Origin of the sequence: Microvirga sp. ACRRW (assembly GCF_022346925.1) — a bacterium.
Classification (GTDB): Bacteria; Pseudomonadota; Alphaproteobacteria; order Rhizobiales; family Beijerinckiaceae; genus Microvirga.
This window is the reverse complement of the sequence record NZ_JAKRNJ010000001.1, coordinates 119,052-134,209: the sequence shown is the minus strand read 5'-3', so window position 1 is coordinate 134,209 and position 15,158 is coordinate 119,052. Positions and strand designations below refer to the sequence as shown.

The following is a 15,158-nucleotide window of genomic DNA, read 5'->3' as shown; positions in this document are numbered from 1 at the left end:
GGCTGGACAATTAGCATACAGCATATGTAACTACGATGCATTCCCTGTGCGCTATGGTTCTGTGATGAAACGTCCCCCAAGCAGTATCTCAAGCCTTTTAAAAGGCTTCGTTGCAAGCATCTTAGCGATCGGCTTGGTTCCAACGGGCGCTTCGGCCAAAACCACGATCAGCCCTCAGACTTGCCGAGCAACTGTGGAAGCTGCTCTTAAGAACGACGCCGAGGGCGCTATGGCTGCCCTCACGCCAGATCCGGCCGAAATCAATGAAATCCGTGAAATGGCCATGCGGATGACGGATTCACTGCAAGGGATCTTCAGAGGAAAAATCCCGAGGCTTGAAAGAACCCTGCCAGACATAGAGGTCGGCAGTCACCCAACCGCACTCCAAATTTGGAGCTTCGGTGACAAAGAGGTCTACTTTGTCGGTTGTCTTATCCAGCTAAGGGAAGGGCGACCATTCATCCACCTGCAGGCTTACCCTGTCATTGATGAGGTCATCAAAAAGCTGAAGGCCGACATTGGCGTTCAGTGAGCCGGGAAAGCGCTGTTTTTGTCAGTCCCGGTTGATAAAGGGTAGGAGTGGGGGAAGTCGCTTTTGCCCTGTTAAGATATTGAATTTATAATAGTTTTATCCTGCGACATCGTGGCTTGAAGAAAGCCCTGTGAATTCTCAAATGAGAACGAAAAAAGAACTTGCGACCAGGAACAAAGTGAGTACATATATCTTCTCAACACCGCGTTGAGATTCACTCCTCCTCCTGCCATAAGGATGTTCTGGTCATGTCGCAGTCTTCGCTGAGACTGGTGGAAAATACATCAATGGATAAAGACAAATCGAAAGCTCTCGACGCGGCGCTCTCTCAGATCGAGCGTGCCTTCGGCAAGGGCTCGATCATGCGGCTCGGCAAGGGCCAGCAGCCGGTGGAAATCGAAACCGTCTCGACGGGTTCGCTCGGCCTCGACATCGCGCTCGGCGTGGGCGGTCTGCCCCGCGGCCGCATCATCGAGATCTACGGGCCGGAATCGTCCGGTAAGACGACGCTCGCGCTGCACACCATCGCCGAAGCCCAGAAGAAGGGCGGCGTCTGCGCCTTCGTGGACGCGGAACACGCGCTCGATCCCGTTTATGCCCGCAAGCTCGGCGTCAACCTGGACGATCTCCTGATCTCCCAGCCCGATACCGGCGAGCAGGCTCTCGAAATCTGCGACACGCTGGTCCGCTCCGGCGCGGTCGACGTGCTGGTCATCGACTCGGTGGCGGCGCTGACCCCGAAGGCCGAGCTCGACGGCGAGATGGGCGATGTGCAGCCCGGCCTCCAGGCTCGTCTCATGAGCCAGGCCCTGCGCAAGCTCACCGGCTCGATCTCGCGCTCGAAGACGATGGTGATCTTCATCAACCAGATCCGCATGAAGATCGGCGTCATGTACGGAAGCCCTGAGACCACCACGGGCGGTAACGCCCTGAAGTTCTACGCCTCCGTGCGCCTCGACATCCGCCGCGTCTCGACCCTGAAGGATCGCGACGATCCGATCGGCAACTCGGTTCGCGTCAAGGTCGTCAAGAACAAGGTCGCTCCGCCCTTCAAGCAGGTCGAGTTCGACATCATGTTCGGCGAAGGCGTGTCCAAGGTGGGCGAGCTCATCGATCTCGGCGTCAAGGCCGGCATCGTCGAGAAGTCCGGCGCCTGGTTCTCCTACGACAGCCAGCGCCTCGGCCAGGGTCGCGAGAACTCCAAGCAGTTCCTGCGCGACAATCCCGAGGTTGCAGGCAAGATCGAGGCGCTCATCCGCCAGAATTCCGGCCTGCTCGCCGATCGCATTCTGGATCAGGCCACCCCGACCGCCGAGGACCTGGATGAAGGTTCCGCTGAATAAGGATGACGTATTGGCCGGTTGTCCGGCCGGAACGCCGCTCCATAAAGGGTTTGCTCTCCTTCAAGGGCAAAGGAAGGGCCGTCGCGAGAGATCGCGGCGGTCTTTTTCATTTTGAATGCCGTCATCTCGAAACTGCAAAGCAGAGCACGGGATCGCTGTCCGAGAATGGCGCTCTGTTCTGGGAACGATCCCGGATCGCCTGTCGGCGTCCGGGATGACGCAGCGTATGCAGCGTATTATGACGCCCCGCCTCGACAGAGGGGCCGGGGACGGCTAAAACCGGCCTCCATCAAGAGATTACCAGGGCTGAGAGGCCCCCAATTCCCGAGTTTGAGAACCCATGAGCGGCGTCAACGAAATCCGGTCGGCCTTCCTCGATTATTTTGCCAAGAACGGCCATGAGGCTGTGGCCTCGAGCCCCCTCGTGCCGCGCAACGACCCGACCCTGATGTTCACCAATGCCGGCATGGTGCAGTTCAAGAACGTCTTCACGGGCGTCGAGAAGCGGCCCTACAGCACGGCGGCGAGCTCGCAGAAATGCGTGCGCGCGGGCGGCAAGCACAACGATCTCGACAATGTGGGCTACACGGCGCGCCACCACACCTTCTTCGAGATGCTCGGCAACTTCTCTTTCGGCGATTACTTCAAGGAACGGGCCATCGAGCTCGCCTGGAACCTGATCACCAAGGAATTCGACCTGCCGAAGGACAAGCTGCTCGTCACCGTCTATCATGACGACGACGAGGCGGCGAACCTCTGGAAGAAGATCGCAGGCTTCTCCGAGTCCAAGATCATCCGCATCCCGACCTCGGACAATTTCTGGCAGATGGGCGATACCGGCCCCTGCGGTCCGTGCTCGGAAATCTTCATCGACCAGGGCGACAAACTCTGGGGCGGCCCTCCCGGCAGCCCGGAGGAGGATGGCGACCGCTTCCTCGAGTTCTGGAACCTCGTGTTCATGCAATACGAGCAGATCGAGCCCGGCAACCGCATCGGCCTGCCGAAGCCCTCTATCGATACCGGCATGGGCCTGGAGCGCATCTCCGCCATCATGCAGGGTGTCTACTCGAACTACGACACGGACCTGTTCCGCACCCTCATCGAGGCTGTCGCTCACGCCACCGGCGTCGCGCCGGAAGGCGACCGCAAGGCCTCGCATCGCGTGATCGCGGATCACCTGCGTACCTCGTGCTTCCTGGTCGCGGATGGCGTTCTTCCTTCCAACGAAGGCCGCGGCTACGTGCTTCGCCGCATCATGCGCCGCGCCATGCGCCATGCGCAGCTCCTCGGCGCCCGCGATCCGCTGATGTACCGCCTCGTGCCCGTTCTCGTGCGCGAGATGGGGCAGGCTTATCCTGAGCTGATCCGCGCCGAGGCGCTCATCACCGAGACGCTGAAGCTGGAAGAAACCCGCTTCCGCAAAACCCTGGAGCGCGGCCTCACGATCCTCGACGACGAGACCCGCAATCTCAGCAAGGGTCAGAACCTTTCGGGCGACACGGCCTTCACCCTCTACGACACCTACGGCTTCCCGCTCGACCTGACGCAGGACGCGCTGAAGCCGCGCGGCATCGGCGTCGATACGGATGCCTTCAACGCCGCCATGGAGCGCCAGCGCGAGAAGGCTCGCGCAGCCTGGTCGGGCTCAGGCGAGGCGGCGACGGAAACCGTGTGGTTCGGCGTCAAGGAGCGCACGGGTGCTACCGAGTTCTTCGGTTACGATACCGAGCAGGCGGAAGGCGTCGTCGTTGCGCTGCTCAAGGACGGCAAGGAAGTCTCGGCGCTGAAGGCTGGCGAGACCGGCCTCGTGGTCCTGAACCAGACGCCGTTCTACGGCGAGTCCGGCGGACAGGTCGGCGATACCGGCGTGATGCAGGGCGAGGGGGCGCGCGTTCGCGTGACCGGCACCGAGAAGAAGCTCGGCGATCTCTTCGTGCATCATGTCACGGTCGAGCATGGTGCGCTGAAGCTCAACCAGTCCCTCGAACTGATCGTCGATCATGAGCGTCGCTCTGCCGTACGCTCGAACCATTCGGCGACGCACCTTCTGCACGAGGCGCTGCGTCAGGTGCTCGGCGATCACGTCGCCCAGAAGGGCTCGATGGTTGCGCCCGACCGTCTGCGCTTCGACTTCAGCCACCCGAAGCCCATCGAGGATGCGGAGCTGAAGGAAGTCGAGGAGATCGCCAACAAGGTGCTGCTCCAGAACGAGCCGGTCGTGACCAAGCTCATGGCCGTCGATGAGGCCATCGAATCCGGTGCGCGCGCGCTCTTCGGCGAGAAGTACGGCGATGAGGTTCGCGTCGTCTCCATGGGCAAGACCGAAGGCAATAAGACCTTCTCCATCGAACTCTGCGGCGGCACGCATGTGAACCGCACGGGCGACATCGGCCTCGTCACCATCGTGGCCGAGAGCGCGGTCGCTGCGGGCGTGCGCCGTCTCGAGGCAATGACGGGCGATGCCGCGCGCCGTTACCTCGCGGATGAAAGCCGCAAGCTGCGAGAGGTTGCGAGCATCTTGAAGACTCCGGTCGACGATGTGTCCTCGCGTCTCGCGGCTCTTATGGAAGAGCGCCGCAAGCTGGAACGCGAACTCGCCGAGGCGCGGCGCAAGCTCGCCATGGGCGGCGGGGCTGCAGGCGGGGGCGATCCGATCAAGGACATTAACGGCGTGAAGCTCATGGCCCGTGCGGTCACCGGCGTCGAGATGAAGGACCTCAAGAGCCTCGCGGACGAGGGCAAGAAGCGCCTTGGTTCCGGCGTGGTCGCGATTGTCGGCGTTGCCGAGGATGGCAAGGCCGGAATCGTGGTGGCTGTCACGGATGATCTGACGTCGAAATACGACGCCGTCTCGCTCGTGCGCGTCGGCTCCGAAAAGCTCGGTGGCAAGGGCGGCGGCGGACGCCGCGACATGGCCCAGGCCGGCGGCCCCGACGGAGCCCAGGCCGAAGCCGCGCTCTCGGCCATCGAAGAGGCGATGTCGACAGGCGCGTAAGGCCTGTCCATCTCCTCACGCAACGGCATTGAATCTGACCATCTGTCTCGATCCTCAAGGGGATCGGGGCAGGCGGCTTAAGGCCCTGTGCACAGCCTCGTTCCACGCTTGAAATGAAGTAGCGCATCCTTCTAGTTGTATTGGCTCGCATCGGCGAGAAACAACAAAGAAAGATAACGGGGCAGCATCATGCGCTTATCCATTCTCGCAGTTCTTGCGGGCAGCCTATCCCTTGGCGCCTGCGCCACGGTCACCCGCGGCACCACCGAACAGATCACCTTCGATTCCACGCCGCCCGCTGAGATGCGGACCTCGACAGGCCTGACCTGCCCGACGACACCCTGCACCCTCGATATCAGCCGCAAGTCCGAGTTCATCGCGACCTTTTCCAAGCAGGGCTACCAGAGCCAGGACGTGATGGTGCAGACGCGTCTTGCTGGCGCCGGTGCGGCCGGTTTCGCGGGCAACGTCCTTGTCGGTGGCGTAATCGGCATGGGTGTCGATGCGGCGACCGGCTCGACACTTGAGCACTATCCGAATCCTGTGACGGTCAGCCTCGTCCCGCTCGTTCTCTCGCGCAAGAACAAGCCGCAGAAGCCTGCGGTGTCGCGTGGGCCGGTGAAGGAACAGGCTGCGCCTACGTCTTAAGACATGATGCTTGTAAACGTCGGGAGCTGGCGGGATTCCATTCCCGCCAGCTCCTCTGAAACATTCGCGCCCTTAGTCATGAAGTTGCCGCCCGTCGGACCTAGTTCTTCGTAATTCTCCAGATCGTGTTTGACAGGTCGTCGGCGACGATCAAGGCGCCGCGCGGATCCACTGTCACGCCGACCGGGCGTCCACGCGTGTTGCCGTCATCGACCAGGAAGCCGGACACAAAATCGATGGGGTCGCCCGCAGGCTTACCGTCGCGGAACGGAACGAAGACGACCTTGTAGCCCACCGGAGCGCTGCGGTTCCAGCTGCCGTGCATGCCCACGAACACGCCGTCAGTGAAATTCGGGCCCATCTCCGGTGTCGAGAAAGCCACGCCGAGCGCTGCCACATGCGAACCCAGGGCGTAATCCGGGCGAATGGCTGCCGCGACCTTTTCCGGATCCTGCGGTTGCGCGCGCGGGTCGACATTCTGACCCCAATAGCTGTAGGGCCATCCGTAGAACCCGCCTTCCTTCACTGAGGTCAGATAGTCGGGGACGAGATCAGGGCCGATTTCATCCCGCTCGTTCACGACTGCCCAGAGCTGGCCCGTGCCGGGCTGAATGGTGAGGGCAGTGGGGTTGCGAAGTCCTGTCGCGTAAGGCTTGTGTGTCCCCGTCTGCACATCGATCTGCCAGATCATGGCTCGGTCTTCCTCGGCATCCATCCCGCGTTCGGTGATGTTGCTGTTGGAGCCGATGCCTACATAGAGAAAGCGCCCGTCCGCGCTGGCGGTCATGGCTTTCGTCCAGTGATGATTGATCACGGCAGGGAGATCCGTGACCTTCATGGGAGGCGCGCTCGCCTTTGTGTCGCCGTCACGATAGTCGAACCGCACCAGCTCATCCTGATTGGCGACGTAGATGGCACCGTTGACGAAGGCGAGACCGTAAGGCGCGTTGAGGTTGTCGGCGAAAACGCCCTGCAGTTCATAGGTGCCGTCGCCATCGGCATCGCGCAGAAGTGTCAGCCGATTGCCGCCTTTCACTGAGCTTTTGCCCAGGCTCTTGATGTAGCCCGCGATCATGTCCTTAGGGCGTAGCGTCGGCGCGTAGCCGCCGGAGCCCTCAGCAACAAGAATATCGCCATTGGGAAGAAGCAGAGTCTGGCGCGGAATCTTGAGATCCGTGGCGATGGGTTGAATCTTGTAGCCCTGCGGCACCTTCGGGAGTTCGTTGCCCCAATTGGCCGGTCGTGGAATTTTCATGCTGGGCAACAAGCCGCGCTCCGGCTCGGGCAGGTTCGGGTTTGGGCCATATTGCTGTTGCTGGGCTTCTGCGTTGCTGGCAGCGAGAGCAATGGCCAGGGTGCCGATAAGGAGGGTTGAGCGGATCATTTCACCTCTCCTGCATGAAATCCGGAATAGCCGATCCAGGCTGCAACGAAGGCCAGGAGCGTCGCGATCGCAGACAGATAAAGGCCCTCAGGCATGGTCGCCCAGGCGTCCTTCGCGTGGACGAGAGCGTTGACGAAGCCGAGCACCCACATGGCGAGCAGCACGACGAAATAGACCATCAGACGTCCTCTCCGCGCAGTGCCTTTGCGAAAGAGATTGACCAGCGCCCAAAGCACGGCGAAGCCGCCGCCAACCAAGCCGCCGGCGATGAGCCAGGACGAGAAGTTCGCCCATTGCACGTGAAAGGTGGCCCGATAAGCGAAATCGCTGATCAGCGCTCCTGCGAACAACGGCAGCGGAAAAGCGAGAAAGATTGCGTGAAGGGGATGAAGCGGCCTTACAAGACCTGGACTGGAGGCAACAACCAATGCACTTTCCCTCTCGTTTCTGAACTGGGCGCACGATCTTGCGCCCGGCAAAGTCGCCGCTGGGTCAATGCGTTAGGAGGCGGTAGGTTTCGGGAACGGCCAAGATTTGTCGATAGCGAGTCTGTGATCGTCTCCGCCCGAGATGCAGACGGGGCCTCAATCGTGGTCGGGATGCTGGCGTGATTTCATCTTCATCAGCATCTCGGGCGGATTGTCGTCCTCGGTCGTGATGCCGGGAAGCGTGTGCAGCTTCTCGAAGGCTGGCAATCTACCTTCGACGCCATATTGGATTTCAGGCTTCACCCGCCCTGGCTCATCGAGGCTGCCGATGGAGATGGTGATGCGATCCGTCTCAAGGGCATTATAGGTGAGCGGCGTTCCGCAATCGCGGCAAAACCCGCGCTCCACGGCTTCCGAGCTTCTGAAATTCCCGGGCTGCCCCTTCGTCCAGATCAGGTCTTTGCGCGGCACGCCAGTCAACGCGGAAAAGTAATTGCCGAAAGCCTTCTGGCACATGCGGCAATGACAGATGCTGGCATGCGTCGGCTCCGACATCAACGCGTAACGCACCGCGCCGCACTGGCAGCCGCCAGTCATGGCGGGTTGGAATTCTGAGTCAGTCATCGATCAAACTCCAGCGCTTCAGTTGAAGCAGCATATGCGAACTTTATTCCGTATGTATATGGTAGCATCCTTTCATGAGAAGCTGATCGATCAACTAGGTAGTCCCTATGGGCAGGCGAGATTCTGCCGTCTCCAGCTTACACTTGCTGTTGAGAGTCCGGAGGCGTGCATGGCTGGCTTCTTGCTTCATGTGATCGGTTCAGCCGGTGTTGCTTCGCTGGTGATCACAGGCCTGATGGCTTACGAAGGATCGTTGCAATTGGCCGGTCTGTCCAAGCAACGTTATCGCCGCTTTCATTCCAGGCGCGATTTTGGGCCGCCGGATGCTTAGATCATTCCTAACCGGGCCACATTCTAGCCCTACTGCCAAGCCAGATTCTTATCCGAACAGTTTGTGTAATCTATCAGGAAAGGCAGAGGTCGGAGCATGCAAGACATCAAGCATTCATCACCCTCTCCCGAGACGTTGCCGATGTTGAATCAACTCGAGCGCACGATGCTGGCGTCGATTGCTCTCATGAAGCGCATCAGGCGCGAGAAGAGACGCTCTCCGCAGGAGAGCGCAAGCGGGCAAAACGAGAAGCACTAAGAAGCGCTTTGCGTGTCTCTTATTTTGATAAGGCCTCATTCGCCTGAAAAGGGTGAGTGAGGTCGTTGTTTATGCGCTCCTGCAAATGAGCAGGGTCTATCGGCCTGCGGGCCCTCCGTCGCAGAATGCGAACGCGTCAAATGCCTCGGATTTTGAATCTGGCTTAAGAGCAAGTGTTTGCTGCGTCGTTTTCTCTTTGGATAGAGGAACGCCTGCGGGCCAGGACGTTTCGTTCCAGGTGGCTGTCCAGTCGTAGTAACGACTTGCTGTGGTCGCCGCATATTTCAGCGTGAGATAACCTGTGCTCTCGTCGTGGCAATGCGGCGAGGTCTTATGTTCTTTTTCCGTAAAGCAGGCGCGCACGGTTTTGTTGCAGCTGAAAGGGATATTGCCGAACTTCCGCTGATCTTCATCGATGTCTGTGATTGCTGGATCGAGTGTCACGAAATCCGCGATGACGAATTGAGCGCCGCCACCTGAATAGCTTTCCAACTTATCATCGAGCACGGCAACGGCCCAAAGGCCGGGACCTGCGGGATAGAGGGCAGGGTGGATGTCGATCATCCTCGCCTCTGAACCGTCTTGAGCCGTTGGCAGGGGATATTTCTCGAAACTCCAACGGTTCAGAAGTTGCCACTGGCCCGGTGCTTTCATTTCAAGACGGGAGATCGTCCTGTTCACCATCACGGCATAGAACTCTCGACCTGTTTCCGTCTTGCGCTCGAACAGGCGCGGCACTTCCACCTTGTTGCATTCGAGGCCGGGCAGATTGCACACCCCCATGATCCAGTTGGGATCGAGCTTGTCGAGATCCTTGATCTCACGCAGGCGGACGGCTTGAAGTTGAGATTGGGCTTGAGCGGTGCTCTGGATTCCAAGAATGCAGACTGCCGCCAAAAGCAGGAAAAGGTCGAGACGCAGCAGTTTTTTTATCAGATGGCGCGCCATGGTTATGCCTGTTGTCGTTCCGTTGTTTCGTATCGTAGGCTTATCTCCAGAAAAATGAACCCTTCCAAATGCTAAACAGGGGAAAAGCCTTTGCACACAATTGCCGATATTGAAGCCAAACTGCTGGACATGGGCTTGAGCGAAGAGACCGCGCGTAAGATCGCAGGCTTGTCTAAGCCTTCCGTGGTCCTCGAAAGCATCCCTGTGGCTGATGAAGGCGATATCAGGCTCGGCGCGACGAAAATCGGAGGGCGGCCTGATCTACCTGCTCCGATCCCGTGGCCTTGGCGCGAGCCTTATTCGGATGCCGAGGAAAGGGGGGAATACGATGAGGAAATCCGCCGTGCTGCCACGCGTCCTTGCCCTCTTTCTTTCGTTGCGCAGATCGATCTGGCGGAAGTAGCGGCAGCTGGGCCTACCGATCCTGATCTTCCGAAGGAAGGGCGGCTTTTTCTTTTCTACGATGTCTTTGACATGCCCTGGGGCTTGCAGCCTGCTGCACTTAACGGTTCTCGCCTGATTTACGATACATCTCCCGTATCCGATCTGATCAGAGTTCAGGCTCCTGACGATTCAGTCCTAACCCAATTCGAGGCGCTTGCTGTCCGATGCGAGCCTTCGCTCTCGTCACTCTCTCCGCAAAGCGGGGAAGCGCTGGAGTTTATCGACGAGGATGCGTTCAGTGAGTGGTCTCAATGGCATGAGGACAACGATGAGAAAGTTCATCACGTCGGAGGTCATCCGAGCCAGATTCAGGGCGATATGGCGGCTCAATGTGTCCTCGTCTCCCATGGGCTAACTTCTGATGCCTGGGTGGACGAAGAGGCAATCGCTCATATCAATGTCGAAGCGGAGCGCGAGGAGTGGGTTTTCCTCTTCCAGATCGCATCTGATGAAGAGCACGATATGGTCTGGGACGATCTGGGCCTGCTTTATGTCTGGATCAAACGGTCCGACCTCAAGGCGCGGCGGTTCGACAAGGCTCACCTGATTTTGCAATGCCATTGAAACGGAAACGGGAGCCAGCGGCTCCCGTTTCGATGCGCACATGAAAGCTGGCCGTTAAGCCGCCATCGCCTTCTTGAGGTTCTCGTCGATCTTGTCGAGGAAGCCGGTGGTGGAGAGCCACTTCTGCTCCGCGCCGACGAGGAGAGCGAGGTCCTTCGTCATGAAGCCAGACTCGACCGTGTCCACGCAGACCTTCTCGAGGGTCGCGGCGAACTTGGCGAGCTCGGGGTTGTTGTCGAGCTTGGCGCGGTGGGCGAGGCCGCGGGTCCAGGCGAAGATCGAAGCGATGGAGTTGGTCGAGGTCTCCTTGCCCTTCTGGTGCTCGCGGTAGTGGCGGGTCACGGTGCCGTGGGCGGCTTCCGCTTCCACTGTCTGGCCGTCCGGCGTCATCAGCACGGAGGTCATGAGGCCGAGCGAGCCGAAGCCCTGGGCGACGGTGTCGGACTGCACGTCGCCGTCGTAGTTCTTACAGGCCCACACATAGCCGCCCGACCACTTGAGGGCCGAGGCCACCATGTCGTCGATGAGGCGGTGCTCGTAGGTGATGCCGGCGGCGTCGAACTTCGCCTTGAACTCGTTTTGGTAGACTTCCTCGAAGATGTCCTTGAAGCGGCCGTCATAGGCCTTGAGGATGGTGTTCTTCGTGGAGAGATAGACCGGATACTTGCGGTTCAGGCCGTAGTTCATGGAGGCGCGGGCGAACTCGCGGATCGACTCGTCCAGGTTGTACATCGCCATGGCGACGCCGGCACCCGGGAACTTGAAGACTTCCTTCTCGATGACGGTGCCGTCCTCGCCCTCGAACTTGATCGTCATGCGGCCCTTGCCGGGCACCTTGAAATCGGTGGCCTTGTACTGGTCGCCGAAGGCGTGACGGCCGACGATGATCGGCTGGGTCCAGCCGGGCACGAGGCGCGGAACGTTCTTGCAGATGATCGGCTCGCGGAAGATCACGCCGCCGAGGATGTTGCGGATCGTGCCGTTGGGCGACTTCCACATGTCCTTCAGCTTGAACTCTTCCACGCGGGCCTCGTCCGGCGTGATGGTGGCGCACTTCACGCCGACGCCGTACTTCTTGATGGCCTCTGCGGCTTCGACCGTGACCTTGTCGCTGGTGGCATCGCGGTGCTCGATGCCCAGGTCGTAGTACTTCAGGTCGATGTCGAGATAGGGGTGGATCAGCTTCTCTTTGATGAAGTGCCAAATAATGCGGGTCATCTCGTCGCCGTCGAGTTCGACGACCGGATTGGCAACCTTGATCTTCGCCATTGATCTCACCTTGTTTTTCCAGGGCTGAAACGGCCTGCCTGCGGCAGACGGGTTGCCGGGGCTATAGCGCGGTTAAGGCTCCGGGGGAAGGTGGGGGGATCGCCCCAATTCAGCGCTTTCTGCGGCTTTGGACGTTTTTCCCATCCTCCCGACACAGGACGGCGCTGAACAGGGAATTCACCGTGGCAGCCTTGCTTCGCAGGTTGGCCTGGGTCGTTGGGTTCCGGATGAGAGCCGCCGTCGCCTTCAGGAGCGCCTGGTCGCAGATGCAGGCTCCCCGCCCGACCCGCTCATAGCAAAGGTCGTGCGCCCGGCAGGCGGCATCGAGCCTGTCGATGGGGGAGGCGCGATTGGCATCGCCTGCGCCGCACCAGTTGCCATGGAAAAGGGGGGCGGATGTCTGCGGGTTGCTGATGCCGGAACGGGCCGAGACCGGGGATGCCAGGATGAGGCAAAGCAATGTCACAAACCTGCGCAGCCAGGGCAATTTCAACTCCGGAAGGATCTGATGAAAGCGGGAAGCCGGCCGGGAGGCGGCAGAGGAAACAATGCCTTCAACCGGACTGGGTTCCGATCTGGAGCTTTATTGCCGGATCTGCTCCAGGACACGCTGCAAGGGCATGTCCGAGACCTGGATCAGTCCCGATGATGGGTTGTCCATGTCCAGGATCAGGCAGAGCGAGGCGGAGATGAGGAGGGCTGCGGCGACGAGCGTGCTGATGACCACCGTATTCCGGGGCGACCGGTAGCCGAAACTTGCGAAGATCAGGACAAGCCAAGCGATCACGACGATGACGAGAGGCATCGGGATCGTTCCTCCCGATTGACCGGCGATGACCCAGCGCTGGTCGAGGACTTCCCGATAGAGTTGCCGCGCCTCGTTCCAGAGGGCTGTCTGCTGATCGTCCGTGACACGGATCGCCCTGAGACGATTCCCGACCTCGTCCAGCAGGATGCCGGCCTCCCGGTCGGCTGCGACGCCGGGATTGGCGCTGAGTGCTCTCTCCAGATAGGCGACAAGCCCGCGATGGGCGTCGTCGCCGAGCGGCCCCAGCGCGCGGATCGTCTTGTCCAGCAGGATGAGATCGGTCGCATAGGCATGAAGATCGTCGTCCACGGCCTGAAACGTGTTTTTGGCCGAGTTCAGCATGAGGCCCAGCACCAGGGACGCGATGACCACGAAGACATTGGCGACGATCCGGACGGTGGCGTTCGTGTCTTCCTGAAGCTGTTTGGGGGAAAGCCTGGTGTGTCCGAACAGGCAGCCGAGTGAAACCCCCACGAGGAGGATAAAGGTGGCGACCGAAATCAGGATTTCGCTACCGACGAGCATCGCTTTCCCGCCATTGGGCTTAAGATGCCATCTGTGAAGCTTGATCGGGAAATCAATGTGGCGGCCCGGGAGCATGGGGCGTATGGAAGTGAACTCTGTTCAGCCGATCACTCAAGACCTCAATGCAATGAAGCTCCCAACCATCATCCTCGTTGAGCCCCAACTGGCCGAGAATATCGGCATGGTGGCGCGCGCCATGGCCAATTTCGGTCTCTCGGAACTGCGCATCGTCGCTCCGCGCGATGGCTGGCCCAGAAAAGGCGCGCATTCGGCGGCTTCCGGCGCGGTACATGTGCTGGAAGGCGCGATTCTCTACGACACGGCGCGCGAGGCGATTGCCGATCTCAACTTCGTCTTCGCCACCACCGCGCGCGAGCGGGGGCAGATGAAGCGCGTGTTCGGGCCGGATACGGCGATGACAGAGGCGCACCGGCGAAGTGGCGAGGGGCAGCGCATCGGCATCATGTTCGGGCGCGAGCGGACGGGCCTTGAGAACGATGAGGTGTCGCTGGCGGATGCCATCATCACCTTCCCGGTCGATCCGCAATTCTCGTCGCTCAACCTCGCCCAGGCGGTGCTGCTCGTCTCGTATGAATGGTACAAGCTTGCGACCGGCGGGGCGCTGCCGTTTTCCGGCGAGAGAATTTCACCGCCGGCATCTCGCGAGATGGTTACTTCTTTCTTCGATTATCTCGAGGATGAGTTGGAGGCGGTGAACTTCTATCCTGAAGATAAAAAGCCAGTTATGGCCCGGAATATGCGTGATATTTTCCACCGGCTTGAAATGACAGAGCAGGATGTTCGCACCCTGCGCGGGGCGATTCGCGCACTTGCGGAAGGGCGCCGGTTGAGAAAGCCTTAAATCTCTTCTGCTCTAGTGTTGCCCGGAGCCCTTTTTGCTCCGCACATTTGATCTGAGATCGCCATGCGCCGCTCGCTGACTGCCCTTGTTTTCCTCGGTTCGTGCCTCGCCGCACCCATAGCGTTCGCGGCTTCTCCGCCGCCGCAGCCGGAGAAGGGGCCCGGAGGCAAGGATTACAAAGCCGCCGAGGTGATCAAGACCGACACCGGCACCGTCAGCTACGGTTCTTACGTTTTCTACGGCAACGATACGCCCTCGAGTCCCCGCCCGGTGGTGGTGTTCTTCCATTCCTGGGGCGCGGTGAACCCGGCGCTCTACGGCGGCTTCATCGATCATCTCGCCCGCAAGGGCTATCTCGTCATCATCCCGCGTTTTCAGGAAGTGAACCGCTCCCGTCCGGGGGATGCCACGCTGAAGGCGGGATCTCTGATCAACGACGCCTTGGTGCAGTTGGGCCCCGATCAGAATGCGCGGCCCGATCTGACCCGCGTGGCCTATATCGGCCATTCCGCGGGTGTACCGCTGGCGCTCAACGTGGCTGCCGCTGCAGAGGGCCCGGCAATGCCCGCGCCGAAACTGATCTTCGGCTTCATGCCGGGCGGCATCGCATCGACCGAGAAGGAACGCGGCATCATGCTCGGCGATCTTTCGACGATCGATCCGTCGACCCTCATCGTCATCATGAACGGCGACCGCGAGCATCTGCCGAGTGACCGCGCTTCTCGCCGTCTCTTCGAGGCGGCGAGCGGCGTGCCGGTGACCCGCAAACTCTTCATGCGCGCCAGCTCCGACGATCATGGCTATCCGGCACTTACCGCGACCCTGGCCTCGCCCGGCTCGCCGAAACCCGACTACGATGTCTCGGCGATCAAGCTGCAGCCCGATCCGCCGAAAGACCCGAAGCAGAAGAACACCTGGAAATGGAGCGCCGACATGTCGTTGTCCGGCCCCCAGACAATCCTGACCCAGCAGCTCGGCAACAACGGCACCGACACTCTCGATTATCTCGCCTACTGGAGGACCTTCGAGATGGCGGCCGAGGCGGCGTTCGCGGGCAAGGATGCCGGTGCTCTCCAGCGCGACCCGAAATTCATCGACATGGGCAATTGGAGCGACGGCTGGCCGGTGCGCCGCCTTTCGGCGCAGACGCCCAAGGTGGAAGGCCAGAAGCAGGAAGAGCAGGGGCCCCGCCGCA

Annotated in this window: 15 protein-coding genes and 1 pseudogene; 8 read left to right on the top strand and 8 right to left on the bottom strand. The window is 60.4% G+C overall.

Annotation, left to right across the window (positions count from 1 at the left end; translation table 11 throughout):
* Nucleotides 1-64 precede the first annotated feature (64 nt).
* From MHY87_RS00775 to MHY87_RS00760, 4 genes are all read left to right on the top strand, one after another.
* A complete protein-coding gene (locus MHY87_RS00775) occupies nt 65-532 on the top strand; it encodes a hypothetical protein (protein WP_239348474.1) in 468 nt (155 codons plus the stop codon).
* 248 nt (nt 533-780) lie between these two features.
* Nucleotides 781-1,875: a recombinase RecA gene (gene recA, locus MHY87_RS00770; RefSeq protein ID WP_304611092.1), complete on the top strand. Its 1,095-nt coding sequence runs from the start codon at nt 781-783 to the stop codon at nt 1,873-1,875.
* Between the two features lie 340 nt (nt 1,876-2,215).
* On the top strand, nt 2,216-4,870 hold the full coding sequence (alaS, locus tag MHY87_RS00765) for an alanine--tRNA ligase (RefSeq protein WP_239348472.1): 2,655 nt from the start codon (nt 2,216-2,218) through the stop codon (nt 4,868-4,870).
* Between the two features lie 189 nt (nt 4,871-5,059).
* Entirely contained in the window at nt 5,060-5,518 is a 459-nt protein-coding gene (locus MHY87_RS00760; RefSeq protein ID WP_239348471.1) for a translation initiation factor 2, read from the top strand.
* 100 nt (nt 5,519-5,618) lie between these two features.
* On the opposite strand, the gene MHY87_RS00755 is transcribed toward MHY87_RS00760, so the two are convergent.
* The 3 genes from MHY87_RS00755 to MHY87_RS00745 form a co-directional block, all read right to left on the bottom strand.
* The gene (locus MHY87_RS00755) at nt 5,619-6,902 is read right to left on the bottom strand and encodes a sorbosone dehydrogenase family protein (protein WP_239348470.1); all 1,284 of its coding nucleotides are present in this window, start codon (nt 6,900-6,902) and stop codon (nt 5,619-5,621) included.
* Nucleotides 6,899-7,330 (bottom strand): DUF2231 domain-containing protein, encoded by a 432-nt coding sequence (locus tag MHY87_RS00750; protein ID WP_239348469.1) that lies wholly within the window; start codon nt 7,328-7,330, stop codon nt 6,899-6,901. Before MHY87_RS00750 ends, MHY87_RS00755 begins: the two co-directional genes overlap by 4 nt.
* A gap of 156 nt (nt 7,331-7,486) precedes the next feature.
* Entirely contained in the window at nt 7,487-7,954 is a 468-nt protein-coding gene (locus MHY87_RS00745) for a GFA family protein (RefSeq protein ID WP_239348468.1), read from the bottom strand.
* A 169-nt stretch (nt 7,955-8,123) separates the two neighbouring features.
* Here MHY87_RS00745 and MHY87_RS00740 point away from each other — a divergent pair, with 169 nt between their 5' ends.
* Nucleotides 8,124-8,285, top strand: coding sequence for a hypothetical protein (locus tag MHY87_RS00740; RefSeq protein WP_239348467.1), 162 nt, complete (start codon nt 8,124-8,126; stop codon nt 8,283-8,285).
* Between the two features lie 354 nt (nt 8,286-8,639).
* Here MHY87_RS00740 and MHY87_RS00735 read toward each other — a convergent pair whose 3' ends face one another.
* Nucleotides 8,640-9,491, bottom strand: a complete 852-nt coding sequence (locus MHY87_RS00735) for a hypothetical protein (protein ID WP_239348466.1) — start codon at nt 9,489-9,491, stop codon at nt 8,640-8,642.
* Between the two features lie 90 nt (nt 9,492-9,581).
* On the opposite strand from MHY87_RS00735, the gene MHY87_RS00730 reads away from it, so the two are divergent.
* Nucleotides 9,582-10,499 (top strand): YwqG family protein, encoded by a 918-nt coding sequence (locus MHY87_RS00730; RefSeq protein WP_239348465.1) that lies wholly within the window; start codon nt 9,582-9,584, stop codon nt 10,497-10,499.
* A 54-nt stretch (nt 10,500-10,553) separates the two neighbouring features.
* On the opposite strand, the gene MHY87_RS00725 is transcribed toward MHY87_RS00730, so the two are convergent.
* The 3 genes from MHY87_RS00725 to MHY87_RS00715 all read right to left on the bottom strand — a co-directional run bounded on the left by MHY87_RS00725 (nt 10,554) and on the right by MHY87_RS00715 (nt 13,101).
* Nucleotides 10,554-11,768, bottom strand: a complete 1,215-nt coding sequence (locus MHY87_RS00725; protein WP_239348464.1) for an NADP-dependent isocitrate dehydrogenase — start codon at nt 11,766-11,768, stop codon at nt 10,554-10,556.
* 109 nt (nt 11,769-11,877) lie between these two features.
* On the bottom strand, nt 11,878-12,255 hold the full coding sequence (locus MHY87_RS00720) for a phospholipase A2 family protein (RefSeq protein ID WP_239348463.1): 378 nt from the start codon (nt 12,253-12,255) through the stop codon (nt 11,878-11,880).
* Nucleotides 12,256-12,351: 96 nt separating this feature from the next.
* The gene (locus MHY87_RS00715; protein ID WP_239348462.1) at nt 12,352-13,101 is read right to left on the bottom strand and encodes a hypothetical protein; all 750 of its coding nucleotides are present in this window, start codon (nt 13,099-13,101) and stop codon (nt 12,352-12,354) included.
* Nucleotides 13,102-13,228: 127 nt separating this feature from the next.
* On the opposite strand from MHY87_RS00715, the gene MHY87_RS00710 reads away from it, so the two are divergent.
* Both MHY87_RS00710 and MHY87_RS18895 read left to right on the top strand, forming a co-directional pair.
* Nucleotides 13,229-13,963: an RNA methyltransferase gene (locus tag MHY87_RS00710; RefSeq protein WP_239349701.1), complete on the top strand. Its 735-nt coding sequence runs from the start codon at nt 13,229-13,231 to the stop codon at nt 13,961-13,963.
* A gap of 63 nt (nt 13,964-14,026) precedes the next feature.
* Nucleotides 14,027-14,449 (top strand): annotated as a pseudogene (locus MHY87_RS18895) (alpha/beta hydrolase); the annotation flags it as partial.
* A gap of 8 nt (nt 14,450-14,457) precedes the next feature.
* Here MHY87_RS18895 and MHY87_RS18890 read toward each other — a convergent pair.
* Nucleotides 14,458-14,739: a LolA-related protein gene (locus tag MHY87_RS18890; protein WP_370644827.1), complete on the bottom strand. Its 282-nt coding sequence runs from the start codon at nt 14,737-14,739 to the stop codon at nt 14,458-14,460.
* Nucleotides 14,740-15,158 lie beyond the last annotated feature (419 nt).

What these genes read in the sequence shown, in the direction of transcription:
- MHY87_RS00775 (WP_239348474.1), top strand. Translation starts at nt 65, where the DNA reads ATGAAACGTCCCCCAAGCAGTATCTCAAGCCTTTTAAAAGGCTTCGTT.
- recA (WP_304611092.1), top strand. Translation starts at nt 781, where the DNA reads ATGTCGCAGTCTTCGCTGAGACTGGTGGAAAATACATCAATGGATAAA.
- alaS (WP_239348472.1), top strand. Translation starts at nt 2,216, where the DNA reads ATGAGCGGCGTCAACGAAATCCGGTCGGCCTTCCTCGATTATTTTGCC.
- MHY87_RS00760 (WP_239348471.1), top strand. Translation starts at nt 5,060, where the DNA reads ATGCGCTTATCCATTCTCGCAGTTCTTGCGGGCAGCCTATCCCTTGGC.
- MHY87_RS00755 (WP_239348470.1), bottom strand. Translation starts at nt 6,902, where the DNA reads ATGATCCGCTCAACCCTCCTTATCGGCACCCTGGCCATTGCTCTCGCT.
- MHY87_RS00745 (WP_239348468.1), bottom strand. Translation starts at nt 7,954, where the DNA reads ATGACTGACTCAGAATTCCAACCCGCCATGACTGGCGGCTGCCAGTGC.
- MHY87_RS00740 (WP_239348467.1), top strand. Translation starts at nt 8,124, where the DNA reads ATGGCTGGCTTCTTGCTTCATGTGATCGGTTCAGCCGGTGTTGCTTCG.
- MHY87_RS00735 (WP_239348466.1), bottom strand. Translation starts at nt 9,491, where the DNA reads ATGGCGCGCCATCTGATAAAAAAACTGCTGCGTCTCGACCTTTTCCTG.
- MHY87_RS00725 (WP_239348464.1), bottom strand. Translation starts at nt 11,768, where the DNA reads ATGGCGAAGATCAAGGTTGCCAATCCGGTCGTCGAACTCGACGGCGAC.
- MHY87_RS00715 (WP_239348462.1), bottom strand. Translation starts at nt 13,101, where the DNA reads ATGCTCGTCGGTAGCGAAATCCTGATTTCGGTCGCCACCTTTATCCTC.
- MHY87_RS00710 (WP_239349701.1), top strand. Translation starts at nt 13,229, where the DNA reads ATGAAGCTCCCAACCATCATCCTCGTTGAGCCCCAACTGGCCGAGAAT.
- MHY87_RS18890 (WP_370644827.1), bottom strand. Translation starts at nt 14,739, where the DNA reads ATGAAGAGTTTGCGGGTCACCGGCACGCCGCTCGCCGCCTCGAAGAGA.